The following is a 17,522-nucleotide window of genomic DNA, read 5'->3' as shown; positions in this document are numbered from 1 at the left end:
CTTGGCAGATCGTTCGACAAAACCAGGAAAAGCCCGGATAAAAGCAAGAAAACCTTGGATGATGAGATTCCGCTGAGAAGCATTCTTACATGCCGATGCGGTTGCTGTTTTTTCAATTAGTTTATGATGGTTCCGTCTTCCATTTCAATAATTCTTTGGGTCTTACGCGCGAATTCACTATCATGTGTAACTACAAGTATCGTCTGTTGATAATTGGTAATCAATTCGTTAAAAATGTTAAAAACGATTTCAGTATTTTTTTTATCCAAATTACCGGTTGGCTCATCAGCCATGATGATTAGCGGATCATTGATCAATGCCCGTGCAATGGCTACCCTTTGCTTTTGCCCGCCAGATAATTGATTCGGCTTTTTTTTTGCTTCCGTTTCAACGCCTAATACTTTTAATTTTTCAAAAGCCCGGTGTTCAGTTTCTTCTGCGCTGTATTTTCCAAGCCTCAGGCCTGGGAGCATCACATTTTGGAGTACAGAGAATTCATTTAACAGGTAATGGAATTGAAATACGAAGCCTATTTTTTCGTTTCTTACCGAGGCCAGCTCCGGTTCGTTCTTTTGTTTCATACTGATATGATCAATCCTTAGGTCTCCTTCATAATCAGTGTCCATGGTTGAAAGGATATATAATAGTGTTGATTTGCCGCAGCCTGATTTTCCCATAATTGACGCGAATTCGCCTTTATGAAGCGAAAAATTAACATCCCTCAATACTTTTACCGCTTTGGGTTCATAAAAGGTTTTTGAGATGTTTAAAGCTTCTAATATTATTGAGTCCATGTTATTTCCCTCTTATAATGATTACAGGATCTACTTTACTTGCTTTTTTTGAGGGAAAATATCCCGCGAAATAGGTGGTTAGAAAAGAGAACAGACCAGCGATAAAATAAAAACCTATATTGAAATCAATGGGATAGGTTTTAATTGTAGGAAGCGCGGTTGTATTAAATGGGATGTGGTTTATGATAACAGATAAGATGAAACCCAGAATCAGCCCTGCCAGGCCGCCAAAAATACCTATGCCTAATGCAATTGTGCTAAATATGCGACTGACATCTTTGCCTGAAAATCCTGTGGCTTTTAATATTGCGATTGAATCGAGCTTTTCATAAATCATCATATTCAGAATGTTATATATCCCAAAACCTGCTACAATCAGTAAAGTTACCCCAACTGTGTAAGATATCAGCGAGCGGATAAAACTACCGGTATCAAATTGTGAATTGGCCGTTTGAATATCCATCGCATCTATATTAAATACCTGCCTGTAATAAGCTGCAATTTTCGGTGCTTCGCTGATGTTTTTTAATTTGACCTGGATGTCTGTGATATAATTGTTTGATTCGTTAAGTAATTTTTGAGTTGTTGCGATAGAGGTATAACTTTGCTTGTTGTCAATCTCTTCAAGACCGGATTGATAAATCCCTACTACTTTTAAAGGCACCTGGTTTCCATTAGCCGGAGTTACATGAATGATATCCCCGAGATGGACTATCATTTTTTTTGCGATGCCTTTTCCTAAAATAATACTGTTAGGAGTATTTTTCAGGTCAATGAATTTGCCCGCTATAATATAGTCCCCAAATAAAAAAAGTTCATTTTCCTTGTTCGGATCAATCCCGTTAATAAGCCCGGTGATATTAACCTGTCCCGTATTGTAGAATATTTGCGCGGTAATTAGCGGTGAAAGTCCCTGTACGCGCGGATCGAGTGCGATAGCCTTCATTATAGCCCTGCTATTGTAAATGCCCAGGCGCTTGTTCTGCGGCTTGACGGAGCTTACAAAGTTGTAACTGTGGCGATATGCGTTGGTAAGGTCCACCGGTTGATGCCGTGCGGCTGCAATTTCATTATACAATCTGATATGAGGAGTGCGGTTTATTACCAGCCCATCTAAAAGCTTGTTTAAGCCACCCATAAAACTCAATAGGGCAATAAACATTGTTATGCTAAAAGTTACACCGGTTGCGGCAACAATCGTCTGTCTTAAGTGGGCTAATAATAAAGCTACCGCGATGTTCCAGGTCAGCTTAAAATTCATGGTATCGGTTTTATTAGTTCATCATTTAACTGGAGACCGGAAATTACTTCTACTTGCAGGTAATCACTAAGACCTGTTTTTATTTTAAGTTTTTCACCGTTGCTTCTTATCACAACGGAATCATTGAGCAAGTAGCTTCTGGGGATAAGCAAAGCCTTTTTCCGGGTTTGGATAATTATATTCGCTTCCAAAGTAGTGTTAGGATACAATTTTAGCGGCGGGGTAGTAAAAATAGCTTCGACGCGAAATGTTTTGGTGTGTTCGTTCATTTCCGGATATATTTTGGTCACTCTGGCTTCAAATACCTTGCCTCTGTAACTATCCATTGTGACAAAAACGGTAAGCCCCGGATTTACTTTAACGATATCATATTCGTCCACTTGTAATTCAAGCAGGAAACGGTCGGCTTTGCCAATGAGGGCCAGCGGTGTTTGCGGGCTAACAGTTTCGCCTGGATTTTTGTAAAGGTTATATACTACTCCGTTTATATTGCTTTTAACAGTAAAGTCGCTTTCCTGTTGTTTGTTAATACTGAGATTATTTATGCTTTGCGCGGCGTTATAACGCAACTGTCTTTTCAATTCTGTGAAGTTAATTATGGCTGTTTGCAGAGCTGTTTTTGAATTGACTACTGCTAATTCACTTTCCTCAAGCTGTACTTTAGTACCGATCTGCTGCCCCCACAGTTCTTTTTGCCTGACCAACATTACCGAGTCGTTAAGCATCCTGGACCGGGCCTGATCAACCGCGATTGCCGCTGCGGCCAGTTTATCTTTATTTAGCCTGAAGTCGGCAAACGAAGCCGATATCATCGCGTTTTCAACATTTAGCTTTTGATTTTCTTTTTTAATAGATATTAAAGGAGTGCCAGCAGTAACATATTGACCTTCAGTTACAAATTGTTCCTGAATAATACCGCTAACTGAGGCAAAAGCTTGATATTGATCCTTGCTTTTAATTATGCCGGACGCATATACGGACTCTGATATGGAAGCAACTACCGGGCTTATTTTATCGCTTTTTAATTGACAGGAAAAGCTGAACAGAAACGTGGATGCAGTAATTATCGCTTTTACAATATTTATCTGATGGTTTGTTATATTATCAGTAATACTAAAGCCCCTAACAATTTTCATATCGCTAATGTCATCACTCTTAAGTACTTTAAGTTTGATAAATATCAGGATGAATAGTGACGGTGCTCACGCCAATTTGGTGGCAGGCATAATTTTATGATCTGCATCAACAAGTTATTTGATGTGTGTCATTCTTTTTGCTGGGTCTTATTCAAAACTTTACACAATATCAATGTAGCCATGGGCCGCACTGAAGAAGATTTGGATACTCACAAAATATTACAATGAAAAAGTCGGTTCTTTTGTTATTCACTTTCAGTTCGTTTTTTCTGGTTAATGTATTTGCCCAGGAAAAGAAGGGGATTACCAATAACGTAATTAACGAACAGCTCAAAAGTGCTGCTACGTCGCAACAATTACATTACCCACAAAGCGTTACCCGGTTTTATCGGCAAAACAATTACCTTCCGGTATGGACTAATCCGCAATCTCGTCAAAACACCGGGAATGCAATGGTGCTTTTAGATTGTGTGTTACAATACGGATTATCGCATGATGATTTTCATCCTAAAGAGCTTCAGTTTGATATGCTCCGCGATATTTTGGAAAATCCAGGTTCGGTTAGTGACTCCTTAAAGGCACAGTTTGATGTTTTGCTTACAGATGCTGTCATTACCATGCTGAACTATTTGCATTATGGAAAGCTCAATCCTGACTACGGATCCGACAGGGTAGATCATGGCATGGATGTACCATTTCATGCAGAAGCTAAACTGCAGGACATTATACATTCGCAGGAGTTTACGAAGTCTGTTTTGGAGGTACAACCTAATGCAAAACTCTATACCGCTTTTCAGGAAATGCTGCACATAATCAGAGGACAAGCCCCGGATGATTGCTATGGAACCCCAGGAGATGATGTAATGAAAATCGCCGTCAACATGGAAAGAATCAGGTGGGCAAACGTTGATGACCAGGAAAAATATATACAAATTAATATCCCTACCTACGAGCTGACATTTCATTTGCCGGATACATTGGTGGTATTTAAAGCTATTGTCGGGACGCCACAAACTCCCAGCCCGACTTTGCAGAGCCAAATCACCTATTTTACTTCTTTTCCAGACTGGCTTGTTCCTGACCGGATATTTATCCGCGACATCCTCCCGAAAGCAATAGCTGATAGTTTATTCCTTGACCGGCTTCAGATCAGTATTTATAATAAGGCTGGTCAATTAAAAGATATCACTAACGCCCAACTTAAGAGCATATTGACTTCGCCCCAGGGCTATTACGCTAAACAGGCGCCCGGCTGCGATAACACCCTGGGATCGCTGGTTTTTCATTTTCAAAATGTGTACAACATATACTTAAACCAAATTGCTGATCAAAAGCTGTTTGAAAAAGATAAACGTGATTTAAGTAATGGTTGTATCTGGTTAGATGATGCTGCCGGGCTCGCCGCGTTATTGCTCAAATATGACGCTTCAGAGCAAAGCGACAAATTGTTTAAAATTCTTAAAAAATCAAAGACACATAATTTCGTGCTTAATAAACCTGTTCCTATAAAAATCACTTACCTGACATGTGACATAAAAAAAGGTGAATTAATCAGGTTTGAGGATATCTATAATATGGACACAAGCCTGGAATTGGCTATTTACAGCAAGCTTCAACGCAATACGAGCATAAGATAAGCTTCATTTTGCGCCAAAGTTGTTAAATCAAATTTTGAACCTTTAACTCATAAGCGGCCACTACTACCAGCGTCAAAACATAGTAGGTGATCAGAAAATTCATCATTTGGTGTATGGGAATAATATAATTTTCTGATATTCAATACCATGAAAGGTAATCAACAGAAAAAAAAGAACCGCTTTTTGAGATTTTTTTCAATTTTAGGCCCGGGCCTTACTACTGGTGCTGCTGATGATGACCCCTCTGGCATTGCTACTTATTCGCAAACCGGCGCACAGTTTGGCTACAATCAGCTGTGGGCAGCGCTATATATGTTACCTTTTATGATTGCCGTTCAGGAAGCTTGCGCACGTATCGGCATGGTAGCAGGTAAAGGCCTATCAGCTGTAATTAAGGAACATTACAGCAAAACTGTTTTATATGCGGTTGTCGGGCTCGTATTGGTGGCCAATACAATCAATATCGGGGCCGATATAGGAGCTATGGCAGCTGCGGCCCGATTACTTATCCCAGCCCCGTTTGTTGCATTAACCTTGTTTTTTACATTGTTGACCCTTGTTCTGGAGGTTTTTACTTCTTATCATTCTTACGCCAGGATACTAAAATGGCTTGCAGTAACTTTATTGGCATATCCCATAACTTTGTTTATTGTACACCAGCCATGGCTTACCGTTCTGAAAGCAACTGTTATACCTCATTTTGAGTTAAATTTTAGTTTTCTATTTATCATAACGGGGGTTTTGGGAACCACAATTTCTCCATATATGTTTTTTTGGGAGGCCTCACAGGAAGTGGAGGAGCAGAAAGAAAAGGAGAGGATTTCGCGGCATAAACCCAGGCCCGGTTGGATGCAAATAAAAAAAATGCGTATTGATAACACTATCGGCATGATATTTTCAGAATTCACTGCCTGGAGTATTATTGTAGTTGCTGCAACCGTTTTGCACAATAGCGGTGTAACTGACATAAAAAGTGCGTCTGATGCGGCAAGGGCGATAGAGCCGCTGGTGCATACCTTTCCTAACGCCGGATTTTTAGCCAAATTAATTTTTTCTACCGGCATTATAGGCCTTGGTTTATTGGCTGTCCCGGTACTTTCCGGCTCGGTAGGATATGCCGCTTGTGAGGCCTTTAACTGGAAGGCAGGGCTTAATTTAAAATTGAAAAAGGCGCGCTCTTTTTATGCTGTCATATGCATTGCCACTTTAATTGGATTACTAATTAATTATATTGGCATCGATCCGGTTAAGGCATTAGTTTATGCGGCGGTATTAAATGGGATAGCAGCGGTACCACTATTGTTCCTGATTGCCAGGATCTCCTCTAACCCCAAAATCATGGGAGAGTACAATAGCAAGTTTATTTCCAAATTGATGCTTTGGAGCAGTTTTGCTGCCATGGGGGCAGCTGCAATAGCTTTGTGTTATACATTGTATTAGCACGGGATTTGGCCCCTTTAATTTAATGATTTAAATTACACAATATACTGTGCTGTGATTTCTGTCAGCAAGATCATTGATTCTCGTCATGAATAACAGGGGAGTGGTACTCATAAAAGCTTTATGTATCTCGTTTCGGGTTAAGAATCGACTGACGCTATTGTCGGCTTTGATATAATTGACGGTTCAGAGATGACCATTGTCATTTTTGCATTAGCTCCGGTTCGGTAACTTGTATAACCAAATCAAATTACCGCTATGAACGGAATTATTATTTATCAGGGCAAATATGGTGCAACCAGGCAGTATGCGCATTGGCTTGGAGAAACATTGCAGATGCCGGTATCAAAAGTAGAGAATGTAACACCTGCAGTTTTAGCCCTTTATGATACCATTATTATAGGCAGCTCAGTTTATATCGGCCGGCTTGTACTACGCGATTGGTTAAAGGAAAATGATATCAGGCTAAAAGACAAAAAGCTTTTCATTTTTATTGTTTGCAGCTTCGCAGTTAATGACATGACGCAACAGCCGGAGATAATAAAAAATAATCTTGGTACTAAGATCAAAGATGTTGCCGAAATATTTTTCCTGCCCGGCAGGTGTGTCGTTTCCGGACTGTCGTGGAAAGACAGGCTTATGCTGAAATTGGGCGCCTGGATTGAAAAAGATCCTGAAAAGAAATCGGTGATGCGTAATGGGTTTGATCATCTTGAGCGGAGCAACCTCAAACCTCTCATCGAAAATATTCACCGTATGGCTGATGACTATTGATGGCGCGATAAGAAAGAAGCGTTATTATGATCAACTGGTGTTTAAAGCAAGAAGCGAAGAACTCGCGTTCATTCATTCGCATGAAGTTCGCCGTCATCTTTCCAATATCATGGGCATTATTGGACTAATAAAGGACGCTGATGACCGTCAAACGGAATTTGAGAGTTCGGTGAGCTATTTGATTGCTTCCGCAGACAATCTTAATAACGCTATAGTACACATTTCTGAAAAATTGGATATCTGAAAAACGGTTTTTAAAGGTAATTGAGTTGGTGTTTAAGCAAAGTATCGAATATCAATATAAGCTTGCTGCCATTAGAAATTCTGAATCTTTTCGAAAAAACCACGCAGGCGCTCGCAAGCTTAATTTTTTTAAACAACTCGCGATAATATTGATAAGCCAGATAGACGCCCCGGCGGGAAGATTTTGGCAGTCTTCGGATGTCTTTCAACGCTTCATTGAAGTCTTTTTCAATTTCTTGTTCTATCTTTTTTTTATCTGTTTCGGAAAAATGCTTAAGGTCAATCCCCGGAAAGTAGCTTCTGTTGAGCTGAAGGTAGTCCGCACCGATATCTCTCAGAAAATTAACCTTTTGAAAGGCCGCACCTAAGCGCATGGCTCCCGGCTTAAGAGCTTCGTAACGTTCCTTATTGCCGTTTGTGAACACATACAAGCACATCAGGCCAACCACTTCTGCAGATCCAAGGATATATTCTTCAAATTTTTGTTGGTCATAATGCTGATCGTCCAGGTCCATTTCCATACTATGCAGAAATTGGTTAATCAATTGGTGATCTATATGGTATTTATTGACTGTTTCCTGGAAAGCGTTAAGGATGGGATTCAGGCTGATACCCAGTTCTATCGCTTCAAAGCAATCCTTTCTAAATTTATTTAGTAATTCACGCTTGTCATAATTATGAAAGCTGTCTACGATTTCGTCAGTAAGCCTGACAAAGCCATAGATAGCATAAATTGGCTGATGCAATTCTTTATCAAGAAAATTGATGCCCAGAAAAAAGCTGGTACTGTACCTGCGCGTTGCCAGTTTACTGCATTCCGCAGAAAGGCGGTCAAATTTTTCTTTCATCGATTAGGTTTTTCAGAGAGTTTAATAATTGATGTATTGAAACATTATCGGAAACGCTGGCTGGCGGAACACCCGCAAAAAAGAGGTACGCCGCGGCGCTTAATCCCGCAATGTCAGTGCCTGGTATCGCGTACCCTTTTCTTTCCTTTTTGCTCATATAACCGGCGCTATTATTTGTTCAAAATCCGGAAGCGTTTCCAACCAATACACATTTTTCGGGAAGTGAACGCTATTTATGACTTGCTTGTTGCCAGATAAGTATATTTTAACAGATTTGAAAGTAGACGCGAGCTGGTCAATATATGCCTGTGCATTAGCAATTGGCCTTACACGCGTCATAAAAAAAAGAAGGTTGTGAGGTTGCGTACTTTCAAGCGCATGGTTTAAAGCCGACATGGGCACCTGCGGACCTAAATAAATCACCCGATGGCCGGCAGTCCGCAACATATAGCTTGCAAGGAGGAGGCCAATATCATGATCTTCGTCTTCCGGTAAAAATAGCAGCCATAACGGTTTGCTATTTTGCTGTTGCTCCATACAATCATTGATTGCAGAAAATAGCTTTTGCCTGATAATGGACGAAAGAAAATGCTCCTGTGATGGGCAAAGCGAATTGTTTAGCCACATTAAACCAGCACGTACTAACATGGGGTATATCACGAATTTATATGTCCCTAAAACTCCATTCTGCTCGAACGATTTGGTTATAAGCTCGTTTACTGCATACTCATGAAAAATTAATGCATTGCTGATGATCTGAGAAATGAAATACTCATGCTTATGCCGCGCGGGCCGGGTTTTATCTATTTCAGTCTGGAGTAGTTCGTTCATTTCCTCCCGGCTTAACGCGCAGGCTTTAGAAATTTTGTAGCCCGCGTGGTAAAGTCCGGCTATGTTCAATAATTTCTTTAGCTGGTCATCATTATAAAAGCGCGTATTTCCGGCTGTCCTTGAAGGCGTAAATGCTTGGTACCTCCTTTCCCAAATACGGATATTATGGGCGGAAACACCTGACAATTGCTCAAGATCAGAAATGGAATAACTCATTTTGTCTAAATTTTTCTATTTCAAATTTAGACAAAAAAATGAATTTCCAAATGTTTGTTTCTGAGGTATGCCAAATTTCTTAAGCGCGAGTATTGTAGGAAATAGACAGTTATTAAGTACGAAAAAAACGGAGGGGGTGGCAAGCGGCACAATGAAACTGTAAATTCTCTGAGAAATATTTAACCCGATGCCACTATAACAGGTAAGATGAAAAAGAAGATCATATCTTAATCAATTGATAAGGGGGCATCAGGATTAATTCTCCATCTAAAGTGCCTGTTTCAAAATCTTAATGTACGATCAACGTATTTTCTATGACGAGGTTTTTACATTTGAGTCCTTACGTAACCATCCTTTATAAAGCTCGAACCAAATGACGGAGGTAAATCCTATAATTACACTGATCAACAGGTCACTCATTTTTAGCGAGTTGAAACCGAAGAAAACTGCCAAAGGGCGGATGTATATCAGTGAAGATGATATAAAGATTGTAAGCCCGATAACCAGCAGTACAAGGTTATTTTTATATTTGATTGTGGTAAGCAGCGAGTAGTAAAACGAACGATTGACTAAGGTGAGCAAAACATTAGCCGATATCAGGCTGGTAAATACCATGGTACGGGTCAGTTGTTCATCTGCTGCTTTGCTTACGGCATATTGGTAGACCGCGAGTGTTCCGATTGTGATGGCTGCCCCCTGTACTATGCTGGTCGCCAACTCTTTCCAATTAAAGAAAGTAGTACTGAACGGACGTGGCTTTTGCAACATGGCATTCTTTTCTATGGGCTCGTTTTCATAAATGATCGAACAAGTCGGCCCCATAATCAGTTCCAGGAAAATAATATGCACCGGTGAAAAAATATTCGGATAAATCCAACCTAAGGCCAGTGGTATAAATACCGTTAATACGATAGGGATGTGAATGGAGATAATATACTGTATGGCTTTTTTTAGGTTGGTGTAGATACGCCGGCCCATGGCTACAGCATCAACCATTTTTGAAAGGTCATCCTCCAATAAAATTAATGAGGCAGCCTGCTTCGCTATCTCTGTGCCCTTTTTTCCCATAGCAATGCCTATATGCGCCGCTTTCAGCGCGGGGCCGTCGTTAACTCCGTCTCCGGTCATAGCTACTATCTCATTTTGGGCTTTTAAAGCATTGATGATCTTTAGCTTGGCATCCGGGAACATACGGGTAAAAATGTTGGCTTTCTTCACATTCTCCCTAAGTTCCTGTTCTGACAGTTGCATCAGCATGTCTCCGCTGATACATTGGTCTGCTCCACGGAAGTCAATTTGCTTCGCGATAGCACCGGTAGTTTCTGCATTATCGCCTGTGATGATTTTAACCTTGATACCAGCTTTGTAAAAGCCCTGTAGTACAGTAGTGATGTTTTTCTTTGGCGGATCATAAAACGCAACCAGCCCTTTGAATACAAAATGAAACTCCTGCTGTGTAGCAGGGAAATCACTTCCCACAAAATTTGCTTCTCCTACGGCCAATACCCGGTAACCTTCGATAGCCAAAGCAGCTATTGCAGCAGTCACATGTTCTTTCTGGGTTTGATTTAAGTTGCTGACGCCGATCAATGCTTCAGGTGCACCTTTGGCTGCGATAATGCGATTCCCTTTTCCATTTTCAAAAAGGTGGGTCATCATAGGCGGCTTGCCGCCCAGCGGATATTCGTGGACCATTTTATAATCCGGACGCTCATCTGCCAGATCCGTCTGAGTGTAAGCATTGTGCAGGGCAACTTCCATAGGATCAAAAGGGATCGGTTCGCTGGCCCACATGGCAAGCGCGATTAGCTCTGTTACTGCGCCGGTAGATAGCTTTTCATTAAGATTATAAATGCAATCTTCCTTCAGGACATACGCTTTCGCCAGGCTCATCTTATTCTCGGTTAGTGTGCCGGTTTTATCAGTGCATATAACCGATGCGCTGCCCAAAGTCTCCACCGTTTTCATTTGCTTAACAACGACGCCAATTTTCATAAGCCGCCAGGCCCCAAGCGCCATAAAGGTGGTAAACGCAACGGGAATTTCTTCGGGCAGGATACTCATAGCCAGTGTAAGCGCCTTAAGGAGACTGTCTAAGATATTTGCCGAATGAAAATAGTTTATTCCCCACACCGTCAGAAACACAATAACCCCCACGATCACCATTTTCTTTACAAAATTGCTGATCTGTATTTCCAGGGGTGTTTTTTCTTCCGCTATAGATTCCAGGCTCCCGCCAATTTTACCTAATCGTGTTTGATTACCTATTGCCGTTACGGTTGCAATGGCCAGTCCGCTTGCTACTGTTGTGCCACTGAAAATCAGATTGTCTGCAGAGGATTTGTCTTTAAAAACAGTCAGGGATTCGCCTGTGAGAATGCTTTCGTTGATTGAGAAATCATTGGAATGTTCAATAACACCATCAGCAGTAATAAAAGTGCCTTCCTCTACCATCAGGCTGTCGCCAATAACAAGTTCTTCTTTTTTTACCTCTAAAACTTCTCCGTGCCTGATCACTTTGCATTTAGGTTGCGAAAAATCCTTCAATTTTTCGAGCGCGTTCCGGCTTCTGGAGTCCTGATATAAAGATATGCCCGCCACGAGTACAATTGCTGAAGCTAAAAAAATACCGTCTCCGGCCTTTCCGCTAATAAAATAAATACATGAGGTAACCAACAATAAGATTACCATCGGTTCTTTTGTCAATCCTATCAACGCATTAACAAATCCGTTTTCTTTCTTAAACGAAAGGCTGTTCGCTCCGTATTTAGATCTCGCCGCAAGTACTTCCTGTTCGCTCAGGCCCTGTATATCGAAATTATTTATTGCCATTTATTTGATCAGCTAATAATTAGTCACGAGTCGATCAGACCATTTCAGCCGGAATGACCATCAGAGGTAAATGCTGGTTGTCTAAAGCGGCCACCGTTGTAGACTTGTCAAACAGCCCCGACAAAAAAGAGTTTTGATGATGAACAAGTGCCAGTATATCCGATCCGTTATCTTTGCATAACCTATTTAATCGTTTAATCACGTCTTTTCCCCTTATTTCCTGAAAGGTTGTATTATCCTGTTTGATTGCATCAATATGGTTAAGTAAAGCCTTTTCTTTTACAGGATCGTCTTCCTCTTCTATGGCGGATACATGGACAATTTCCAGTTGAAAGTGTAACTGTTTTTGTAAGCCGGTTAAGTAATTGATTGCATTGATATCGGCCAGTTCGAAAGCCGTGGCTAACGTTACTTTTTTTAGCCGGGCTAAATCTGCTGTTGGCGGGATGATCAATACGGGGCATGACGAATGATCTATCACCTGCATCGTATCTCTGCCGAAGATCAAGTGGTCTAAAGAGCTGTCTGTACTACTGCCGATTACAACAAGGTCAACATTGTTCTCCTGAATAACCGCCGCTGTATTTCTGCCAAGTGAACCTTCACCAAATTGATAATCAATTTTAGGTTCAACGCCGTCTGTAGTTAGATCTGAAATAATATGCCTTAGTTGAATAGCCAATTGGCCCAGTCGTGCCGCGCTTTCATCTTTACGAAAAACGAATTCTTCTACCACCCAGGGGCCACCGGCATATGTAGGAAGTATAGGGTGGTCATAATAAGTATTGTAAAGCAGTATATCTGCATTTAAATTCCTCAGCGCTTTTGCGGCGGTTTTTGCGGCGTGGTTTGCATTTATCGAAAAGTCAGTGAGCATTAGAATCATCTTCATGGCGTAATTCTTTAGATTGTAAAGCTATCCGTTCATTACCCGACAATAAATGATTAAGATCATTTATTAGCTTGATTACTGCTATTTAAACAGTGCTATTAGTTGATCACCTTTGATAAAAAAGTCATGAACCAAACACACATCCACCTGCTGATCACCCACCTGCCTATCGTTGGTACGGCTTTGGGGGCATTTGTCCTGATCCATGGGATATGGAAAAGGAACAAAGGTACACTAATCGCTGCTTATAATGTTTTGATCGTTTCAGCAATTGGTGCCGGTATTGCTTATGCGACCGGCGAGGGTGCCGAAGAAACCATTGAACATTTAAAAGGAATATCAAAACATCTCATTGAAGATCATGAGGAGTCCGCCCTGGTATCTTTGATCGCTTTAATACTTACAGGTGGGGTTTCGCTGATCGGGCTTTTTGCAACATTAAAAAATACATCACAGGTTAGACGTATGGCGTTAATAGTGCTCGCCGTATCCTTGATAAGCTTTGGACTGATTGCAAGGACTGGCTATTTAGGCGGACAAATCAGGCATTCGGAAATCAGAACTGATACGATATCTCCATTAAAACAGAGAAATGATAATGATTGAATAGCATTATACTTGTTAACCTCACGCATAACGGAGTTATTATATAGTAAATGCCATTACCTTTTATAGGTTATCGGCGGCTCCCTTACTTTTGACATTATTATTGTCAGCTTAACCATCCTTGATTTGTTAGAGGAATCGCACGTACTTATTATTCCGAAATGGGAAACCGATATAAAAGGCTTATATTGGGTAATAAAAAAAGCGCGCCCCTAAAAGTGTAAAACTGCTCCCATGGTAAAAGAAATGCCGGTAACCGTGAAACGGGCCATAGAACTAATTGGCCTGTTTGTTTTAGGAACCATCATCATAGCTGGAAATACGATCATTATGCCTTTGTTGATGGCGTTCTTCTTCAGCCTGGTGCTTTTACCCGTCTTTCGTTTTTTCAGGAAGCTCAAAGTGCCGGAGGTTATTGCGGTTTTTTTGCCAATATTGTTATTAACGGTCATCGTGGCGCTGATCATCTGGCTGTTCTCCAGTCAGATAGGTGCTTTGGTAGATGATTTTCCGCAGATTCAACGTACCGTGGCCAAACACCTGGATGACCTAAGTATCTGGATCAGCAAGTCATTTGGATATTCCCCGGCAGAGCAAGTGAAATTCATTAATGTGCAAAGCAAAAAGTTATTCAGTTCTTTAGGCGGAGTTTTAAGCGGCGCGGCTGGATCTTTGTCTGGCATGGTTATATTTATTGGATTATTGCCGATCTATATCTACCTGATCATTCTATACAGGAACCTTTTTTTGAAATTTCTGCTGATGTGGTTTAAAAAAGAGGAGTATCTGAATGTGGAGGAAGCTGTAAGGCAAACTGAAAAAATGGTTAAAAGTTATCTTGTGGGGCTGCTGATACAGATTACCTATATCATTGTTCTTTTAGGTGGCCTATTATGGTTTTTCGATATTCAAAATGCACTGCTCATTGGTATTATCTTCGCTTTTCTGAACCTGATCCCGTACCTGGGCGCCCTGATCGGCAATATTCTGGGTGTGCTGTTAACGCTCGCTTCGTCAGATAGTATTGCAGATGTGCTGATTGTATTGGGAGCTATTACAGTAGTACAATTTCTGGATAACAATATTTTAATGCCGCGTATCGTAGGGTCGCAGGTGAAAATTAATCCGCTTGTTTCCATTGTTGGTATTATCGTTGGCGGAAGCATGGCGGGGCTTTCGGGCATGTTCCTGGCGATGCCGGTGCTATCTATTTTAAAAATAGTGTTTGATCGTAGCGAAAATTATAAGCAATGGGGTGTGTTACTGGGCGATGAGCGGCCTGTAAAGAGCCAGATGCAGGTTTAACTCTTCCGGTTGTGTATTTTCTGGAAAGCTTTGCAGCCCTGAAAAACAACTAATGGCAACAGGCTGGCTGTTGTAGCGGTCAGCCACAACTTATAATAATACTAAACGCAGGCGGGGTATAACAAAGACAATTAACGGTGGTCCACTACAGAAATGACAATCCATATATCAAGGAGCGGACCTTAGCAAAATTATTTGCCCTCCTTTTTTTTAAAGGTGAGTAAAGGAACCTTTCCATAAAAGGAATATTCTGTGGCATTAGAAGGGAAAAATAGTTTTTCGAGCATAGATCTGGACTGATGAGTGAATAAGACCAAAAGGGACGGTTTGCTGATCTTAACAGCGTGATCTATATCTTCCAGTAAATTATTGTTGACATCTCTTTGCAGGTTTAAAAGGCTAATTTTATAACTATTTTTTTTCTGTAAAGTGGCTTCAGCCAACTCTTTGTCAAAAGCAAATTCATTAGGATAGGCGATATGTACCATCTCGACACTGGCACCAATTGGCCTGGCAAAATCGACAACTTCTTTTAATTCGTTTTCATAGTCGGTCATATCCGAAGCATACAGGATGTGTTTCAATTCTTTTAAATGGTATGCGCTTGGTATGCATATAACAGGCACAGTCGAACAGCTGATCAATTTTGCGGTATGCGTGCCGAATATTTTTGCGATAGTGCCCGCTCCACGGGTACTGATGCAGATATAAGAACAACTGTTCCTGCTGGCATAATCCGTGATGCCAGCAACTACATCGATATTGGATACTAAAACTAATTCGTAGTTAATTTCGCGTTCATCGATATCACGATAAATGCCTGCAATAAATGATGACAATTCTTCTGTCGTTTTTTTTCTGAATTCATTGGTATACGCCGCAAAAGCGTGGTCTGTCCATTTGAAGGGTTTTAAAAGATGGTATACATGAAGGATGGTTAATTCGGCCTTACGCTGGCTGGCCAGTTTAATCGCAAAACGGATGGCCGCTTTGGAATTAACGGATTGATCTGTTGTAACTAATATCTTTTCCATAATTATTCGAGGTTTAACGGTTGTGATGTTGTTTTATTCGGCACGTATATGCATGTTGTTTAAGAGCTTAAAATAACTTTCAGCGCTTTCGCTTCGGCTGCATTGCCAAATGTATCGTATGCTTCTGCCACCTGATCTAATCTGAAACGATGTGTGATTAGTTTGGCGGGCGCTATTTTCTTTGATTGTATTGTTTTTAACAACATTGGTGAAGTCACTGTGTCTACGAGCCTGGTCGTGATAGTAATGTTTTTCGACCACAGGTCTTCCAGGTGTAAACGGACACTTTTTCCATGAACGCCAATGTTGGCGATACGGCCGCCGGGGGCGATAATCGCCTCACACAGCTCGAATGTCTCGGGAATGCCGACAGCTTCTATCGCCACATCAACGCCGGTTTGGTTGGTGAGTTTCATTACCGCTTCAATTGTATTTTCATTGCGGCTATTAATAATCTGTGTTGCACCGAATTTCCTGGCCACATTGAGCCGGTTATCATCCTGATCGATCATGATAATTTCCGCAGGTGTATAAAATTGTGCGGTAAGTAAAGTGGCAATCCCGATCGGGCCGGCACCTATTATGGCTATAGTATCTCCAGGTTGTACTTTGCCGTTTAATACGCCGCATTCAAAGCCCGTAGGCAGTATATCGCTTAACATCACCAATGCTTCTTCGTCAGAACCGCTGGGTACCAGAAAAAGGCTGTTGTCTGCATGGGGGATACGAACATATTCTGCCTGCGTGCCATCAATCAGGTGTCCTAATAACCAACCGCCATCTGTACAGTGAGAATACATACCCTTTTTACAGTAGGTACATTTACCGCAAGATGTGATACAGGATATAATCACGTGGTCACCCGGCTTAAAATTACTGACAGTGGTCCCCACTTCTTCGATCACGCCCACGCCTTCGTGCCCGATGATCCTGCCATCGGCAACTTCAGGAACATCTCCTTTCATAATGTGCAGATCTGTACCGCAAATCGTTGTTTTCAGGATTTTTACAATGGCATCGCTTGTTGACAGCAGTACCGGTTTGGGCTTTTCTTCCCAGGCTTTCTGACCTGGGCCGTGATAAACTAATGCTCTCATATTTTCTGCTTTAACCTACTTATGTTAAGCACAAAATTGCTGTTGTTTTATTTTTTTATGATGCTGGTCGTCAGGTAAATAAATGATATATATCACTATTTGAAAATGGCGGATATTTAAGGAGGTCCTGATATGTGGGAGGTTTGTTTTAAAATTCGCGATCTGTTAAAATCTGTTAAATACCCGTGATTTCATGTAAACTACAGAATGTAAAGATACTATTGCAATAATTACATAAACGCACCTGAAGCTGAATTGCTTTACGCAGAGATTTACCTTCAGGAGGCTTGTTTAAGTTGGTTGAGATTTATTGATATACCCCGATCTTAAATTTATGGACAGAAAAGAATTTCTATCAATTGCAACCGGTAGCTATATTGCTGTTCAGCAATCCTGCACCCATGAAAGCTATCCTCTTATTTATCAGAGCAGCGAACGGCAGTTTTTTTGCAATAATCATGGTTCCGCTTTCTCAGAAGCCGGAGTTGTTAAAAATTCGCCTGCAAACCGCAACCTTACCGTATATCAAACAACTTTAACCGGCACCTCGTTGCGGATATTCTCTTAACCCGTTGA

Annotated in this window: 16 protein-coding genes; 7 read left to right on the top strand and 9 right to left on the bottom strand. The window is 41.0% G+C overall.

Annotated elements, in window-relative coordinates:
- Positions 1-116: 116 nt before the first annotated feature.
- From BLP33_RS07490 to BLP33_RS07480, 3 genes are read right to left on the bottom strand one after another with little or no spacing between them, the layout of a single operon-like run.
- Positions 117-794, bottom strand: a complete 678-nt coding sequence (locus BLP33_RS07490; protein WP_090526080.1) for an ABC transporter ATP-binding protein — start codon at positions 792-794, stop codon at positions 117-119.
- Between the two features lies 1 nt (position 795).
- On the bottom strand, positions 796-2,055 hold the full coding sequence (locus BLP33_RS07485) for an ABC transporter permease (protein ID WP_090526079.1): 1,260 nt from the start codon (positions 2,053-2,055) through the stop codon (positions 796-798).
- Entirely contained in the window at positions 2,052-3,191 is a 1,140-nt protein-coding gene (locus BLP33_RS07480) for an efflux RND transporter periplasmic adaptor subunit (RefSeq protein WP_090526078.1), read from the bottom strand. Before BLP33_RS07480 ends, BLP33_RS07485 begins: the two co-directional genes overlap by 4 nt.
- A 224-nt stretch (positions 3,192-3,415) precedes the next feature.
- Between BLP33_RS07480 and BLP33_RS07475 the strand changes: the two genes are divergently transcribed.
- The 4 genes from BLP33_RS07475 (at position 3,416) to BLP33_RS07460 (ending at position 7,286) form a co-directional block, all read left to right on the top strand.
- Entirely contained in the window at positions 3,416-4,828 is a 1,413-nt protein-coding gene (locus BLP33_RS07475; protein ID WP_090526077.1) for a L,D-transpeptidase scaffold domain-containing protein, read from the top strand.
- Positions 4,829-4,975: 147 nt separating this feature from the next.
- Entirely contained in the window at positions 4,976-6,268 is a 1,293-nt protein-coding gene (locus BLP33_RS07470; protein WP_090526076.1) for an NRAMP family divalent metal transporter, read from the top strand.
- A 258-nt stretch (positions 6,269-6,526) separates the two neighbouring features.
- Positions 6,527-7,042: a flavodoxin domain-containing protein gene (locus tag BLP33_RS07465; RefSeq protein WP_090526075.1), complete on the top strand. Its 516-nt coding sequence runs from the start codon at positions 6,527-6,529 to the stop codon at positions 7,040-7,042.
- Positions 7,032-7,286 (top strand): hypothetical protein, encoded by a 255-nt coding sequence (locus BLP33_RS07460; protein ID WP_090526074.1) that lies wholly within the window; start codon positions 7,032-7,034, stop codon positions 7,284-7,286. The genes BLP33_RS07465 and BLP33_RS07460 overlap by 11 nt, the downstream gene beginning before the upstream one ends.
- 10 nt (positions 7,287-7,296) lie before the next feature.
- Here the strand turns inward: BLP33_RS07460 and BLP33_RS07455 are convergent, their stop codons facing one another.
- From BLP33_RS07455 to BLP33_RS07440, 4 genes are all read right to left on the bottom strand, one after another.
- Positions 7,297-8,133, bottom strand: coding sequence for a phytoene/squalene synthase family protein (locus BLP33_RS07455; RefSeq protein ID WP_090526073.1), 837 nt, complete (start codon positions 8,131-8,133; stop codon positions 7,297-7,299).
- Positions 8,134-8,286: 153 nt separating this feature from the next.
- Positions 8,287-9,180: a MerR family transcriptional regulator gene (locus tag BLP33_RS07450; RefSeq protein WP_090526072.1), complete on the bottom strand. Its 894-nt coding sequence runs from the start codon at positions 9,178-9,180 to the stop codon at positions 8,287-8,289.
- Positions 9,181-9,492: 312 nt separating this feature from the next.
- A complete protein-coding gene (locus BLP33_RS07445) occupies positions 9,493-12,012 on the bottom strand; it encodes a cation-translocating P-type ATPase (RefSeq protein WP_090526071.1) in 2,520 nt (839 codons plus the stop codon).
- 34 nt (positions 12,013-12,046) lie between these two features.
- Entirely contained in the window at positions 12,047-12,904 is an 858-nt protein-coding gene (locus BLP33_RS07440; protein WP_090526070.1) for a universal stress protein, read from the bottom strand.
- Positions 12,905-13,030: 126 nt separating this feature from the next.
- Here BLP33_RS07440 and BLP33_RS07435 point away from each other — a divergent pair, with 126 nt between their 5' ends.
- Complete coding sequence (locus tag BLP33_RS07435) at positions 13,031-13,510, top strand: DUF2231 domain-containing protein (protein ID WP_090526069.1); 480 nt, start codon at positions 13,031-13,033, stop codon at positions 13,508-13,510.
- Positions 13,511-13,744: 234 nt separating this feature from the next.
- Entirely contained in the window at positions 13,745-14,815 is a 1,071-nt protein-coding gene (locus BLP33_RS07430; protein WP_090526068.1) for an AI-2E family transporter, read from the top strand.
- 191 nt (positions 14,816-15,006) lie between these two features.
- On the opposite strand, the gene BLP33_RS07425 is transcribed toward BLP33_RS07430, so the two are convergent.
- Together BLP33_RS07425 and BLP33_RS07420 are read right to left on the bottom strand one after the other, a co-directional pair.
- Positions 15,007-15,849 carry a universal stress protein gene (locus BLP33_RS07425; protein ID WP_090526067.1) on the bottom strand — a complete coding sequence of 281 codons (843 nt, stop codon included), beginning with the start codon at positions 15,847-15,849 and terminating at the stop codon, positions 15,007-15,009.
- 59 nt (positions 15,850-15,908) lie between these two features.
- The gene (locus tag BLP33_RS07420) at positions 15,909-16,946 is read right to left on the bottom strand and encodes a zinc-dependent alcohol dehydrogenase family protein (RefSeq protein ID WP_090526066.1); all 1,038 of its coding nucleotides are present in this window, start codon (positions 16,944-16,946) and stop codon (positions 15,909-15,911) included.
- A 334-nt stretch (positions 16,947-17,280) separates the two neighbouring features.
- On the opposite strand from BLP33_RS07420, the gene BLP33_RS07415 reads away from it, so the two are divergent.
- The gene (locus BLP33_RS07415; RefSeq protein WP_090526065.1) at positions 17,281-17,514 is read left to right on the top strand and encodes a QcrA and Rieske domain-containing protein; all 234 of its coding nucleotides are present in this window, start codon (positions 17,281-17,283) and stop codon (positions 17,512-17,514) included.
- Positions 17,515-17,522: the final 8 nt, after the last annotated feature.

Origin of the sequence: Mucilaginibacter sp. NFR10, assembly GCF_900100445.1 — a bacterium.
GTDB classification, from domain to species: domain Bacteria; phylum Bacteroidota; class Bacteroidia; order Sphingobacteriales; family Sphingobacteriaceae; genus Mucilaginibacter; species Mucilaginibacter rubeus.
This window is presented reverse-complemented; position numbering and strand designations above follow the sequence as displayed.

Excerpts from the sequence above, each read along its gene's own strand:
- BLP33_RS07440 (WP_090526070.1), bottom strand. The coding sequence starts at position 12,904 with ATGAAGATGATTCTAATGCTCACTGACTTTTCGATAAATGCAAACCAC.
- BLP33_RS07420 (WP_090526066.1), bottom strand. The coding sequence starts at position 16,946 with ATGAGAGCATTAGTTTATCACGGCCCAGGTCAGAAAGCCTGGGAAGAA.
- BLP33_RS07455 (WP_090526073.1), bottom strand. The coding sequence starts at position 8,133 with ATGAAAGAAAAATTTGACCGCCTTTCTGCGGAATGCAGTAAACTGGCA.
- BLP33_RS07485 (WP_090526079.1), bottom strand. The coding sequence starts at position 2,055 with ATGAATTTTAAGCTGACCTGGAACATCGCGGTAGCTTTATTATTAGCC.
- BLP33_RS07445 (WP_090526071.1), bottom strand. The coding sequence starts at position 12,012 with ATGGCAATAAATAATTTCGATATACAGGGCCTGAGCGAACAGGAAGTA.
- BLP33_RS07480 (WP_090526078.1), bottom strand. The coding sequence starts at position 3,191 with ATGAAAATTGTTAGGGGCTTTAGTATTACTGATAATATAACAAACCAT.
- BLP33_RS07475 (WP_090526077.1), top strand. The coding sequence starts at position 3,416 with ATGAAAAAGTCGGTTCTTTTGTTATTCACTTTCAGTTCGTTTTTTCTG.
- BLP33_RS07425 (WP_090526067.1), bottom strand. The coding sequence starts at position 15,849 with ATGGAAAAGATATTAGTTACAACAGATCAATCCGTTAATTCCAAAGCG.
- BLP33_RS07490 (WP_090526080.1), bottom strand. The coding sequence starts at position 794 with ATGGACTCAATAATATTAGAAGCTTTAAACATCTCAAAAACCTTTTAT.
- BLP33_RS07450 (WP_090526072.1), bottom strand. The coding sequence starts at position 9,180 with ATGAGTTATTCCATTTCTGATCTTGAGCAATTGTCAGGTGTTTCCGCC.
- BLP33_RS07460 (WP_090526074.1), top strand. The coding sequence starts at position 7,032 with ATGACTATTGATGGCGCGATAAGAAAGAAGCGTTATTATGATCAACTG.
- BLP33_RS07465 (WP_090526075.1), top strand. The coding sequence starts at position 6,527 with ATGAACGGAATTATTATTTATCAGGGCAAATATGGTGCAACCAGGCAG.
- BLP33_RS07415 (WP_090526065.1), top strand. The coding sequence starts at position 17,281 with ATGGACAGAAAAGAATTTCTATCAATTGCAACCGGTAGCTATATTGCT.
- BLP33_RS07435 (WP_090526069.1), top strand. The coding sequence starts at position 13,031 with ATGAACCAAACACACATCCACCTGCTGATCACCCACCTGCCTATCGTT.
- BLP33_RS07470 (WP_090526076.1), top strand. The coding sequence starts at position 4,976 with ATGAAAGGTAATCAACAGAAAAAAAAGAACCGCTTTTTGAGATTTTTT.
- BLP33_RS07430 (WP_090526068.1), top strand. The coding sequence starts at position 13,745 with ATGGTAAAAGAAATGCCGGTAACCGTGAAACGGGCCATAGAACTAATT.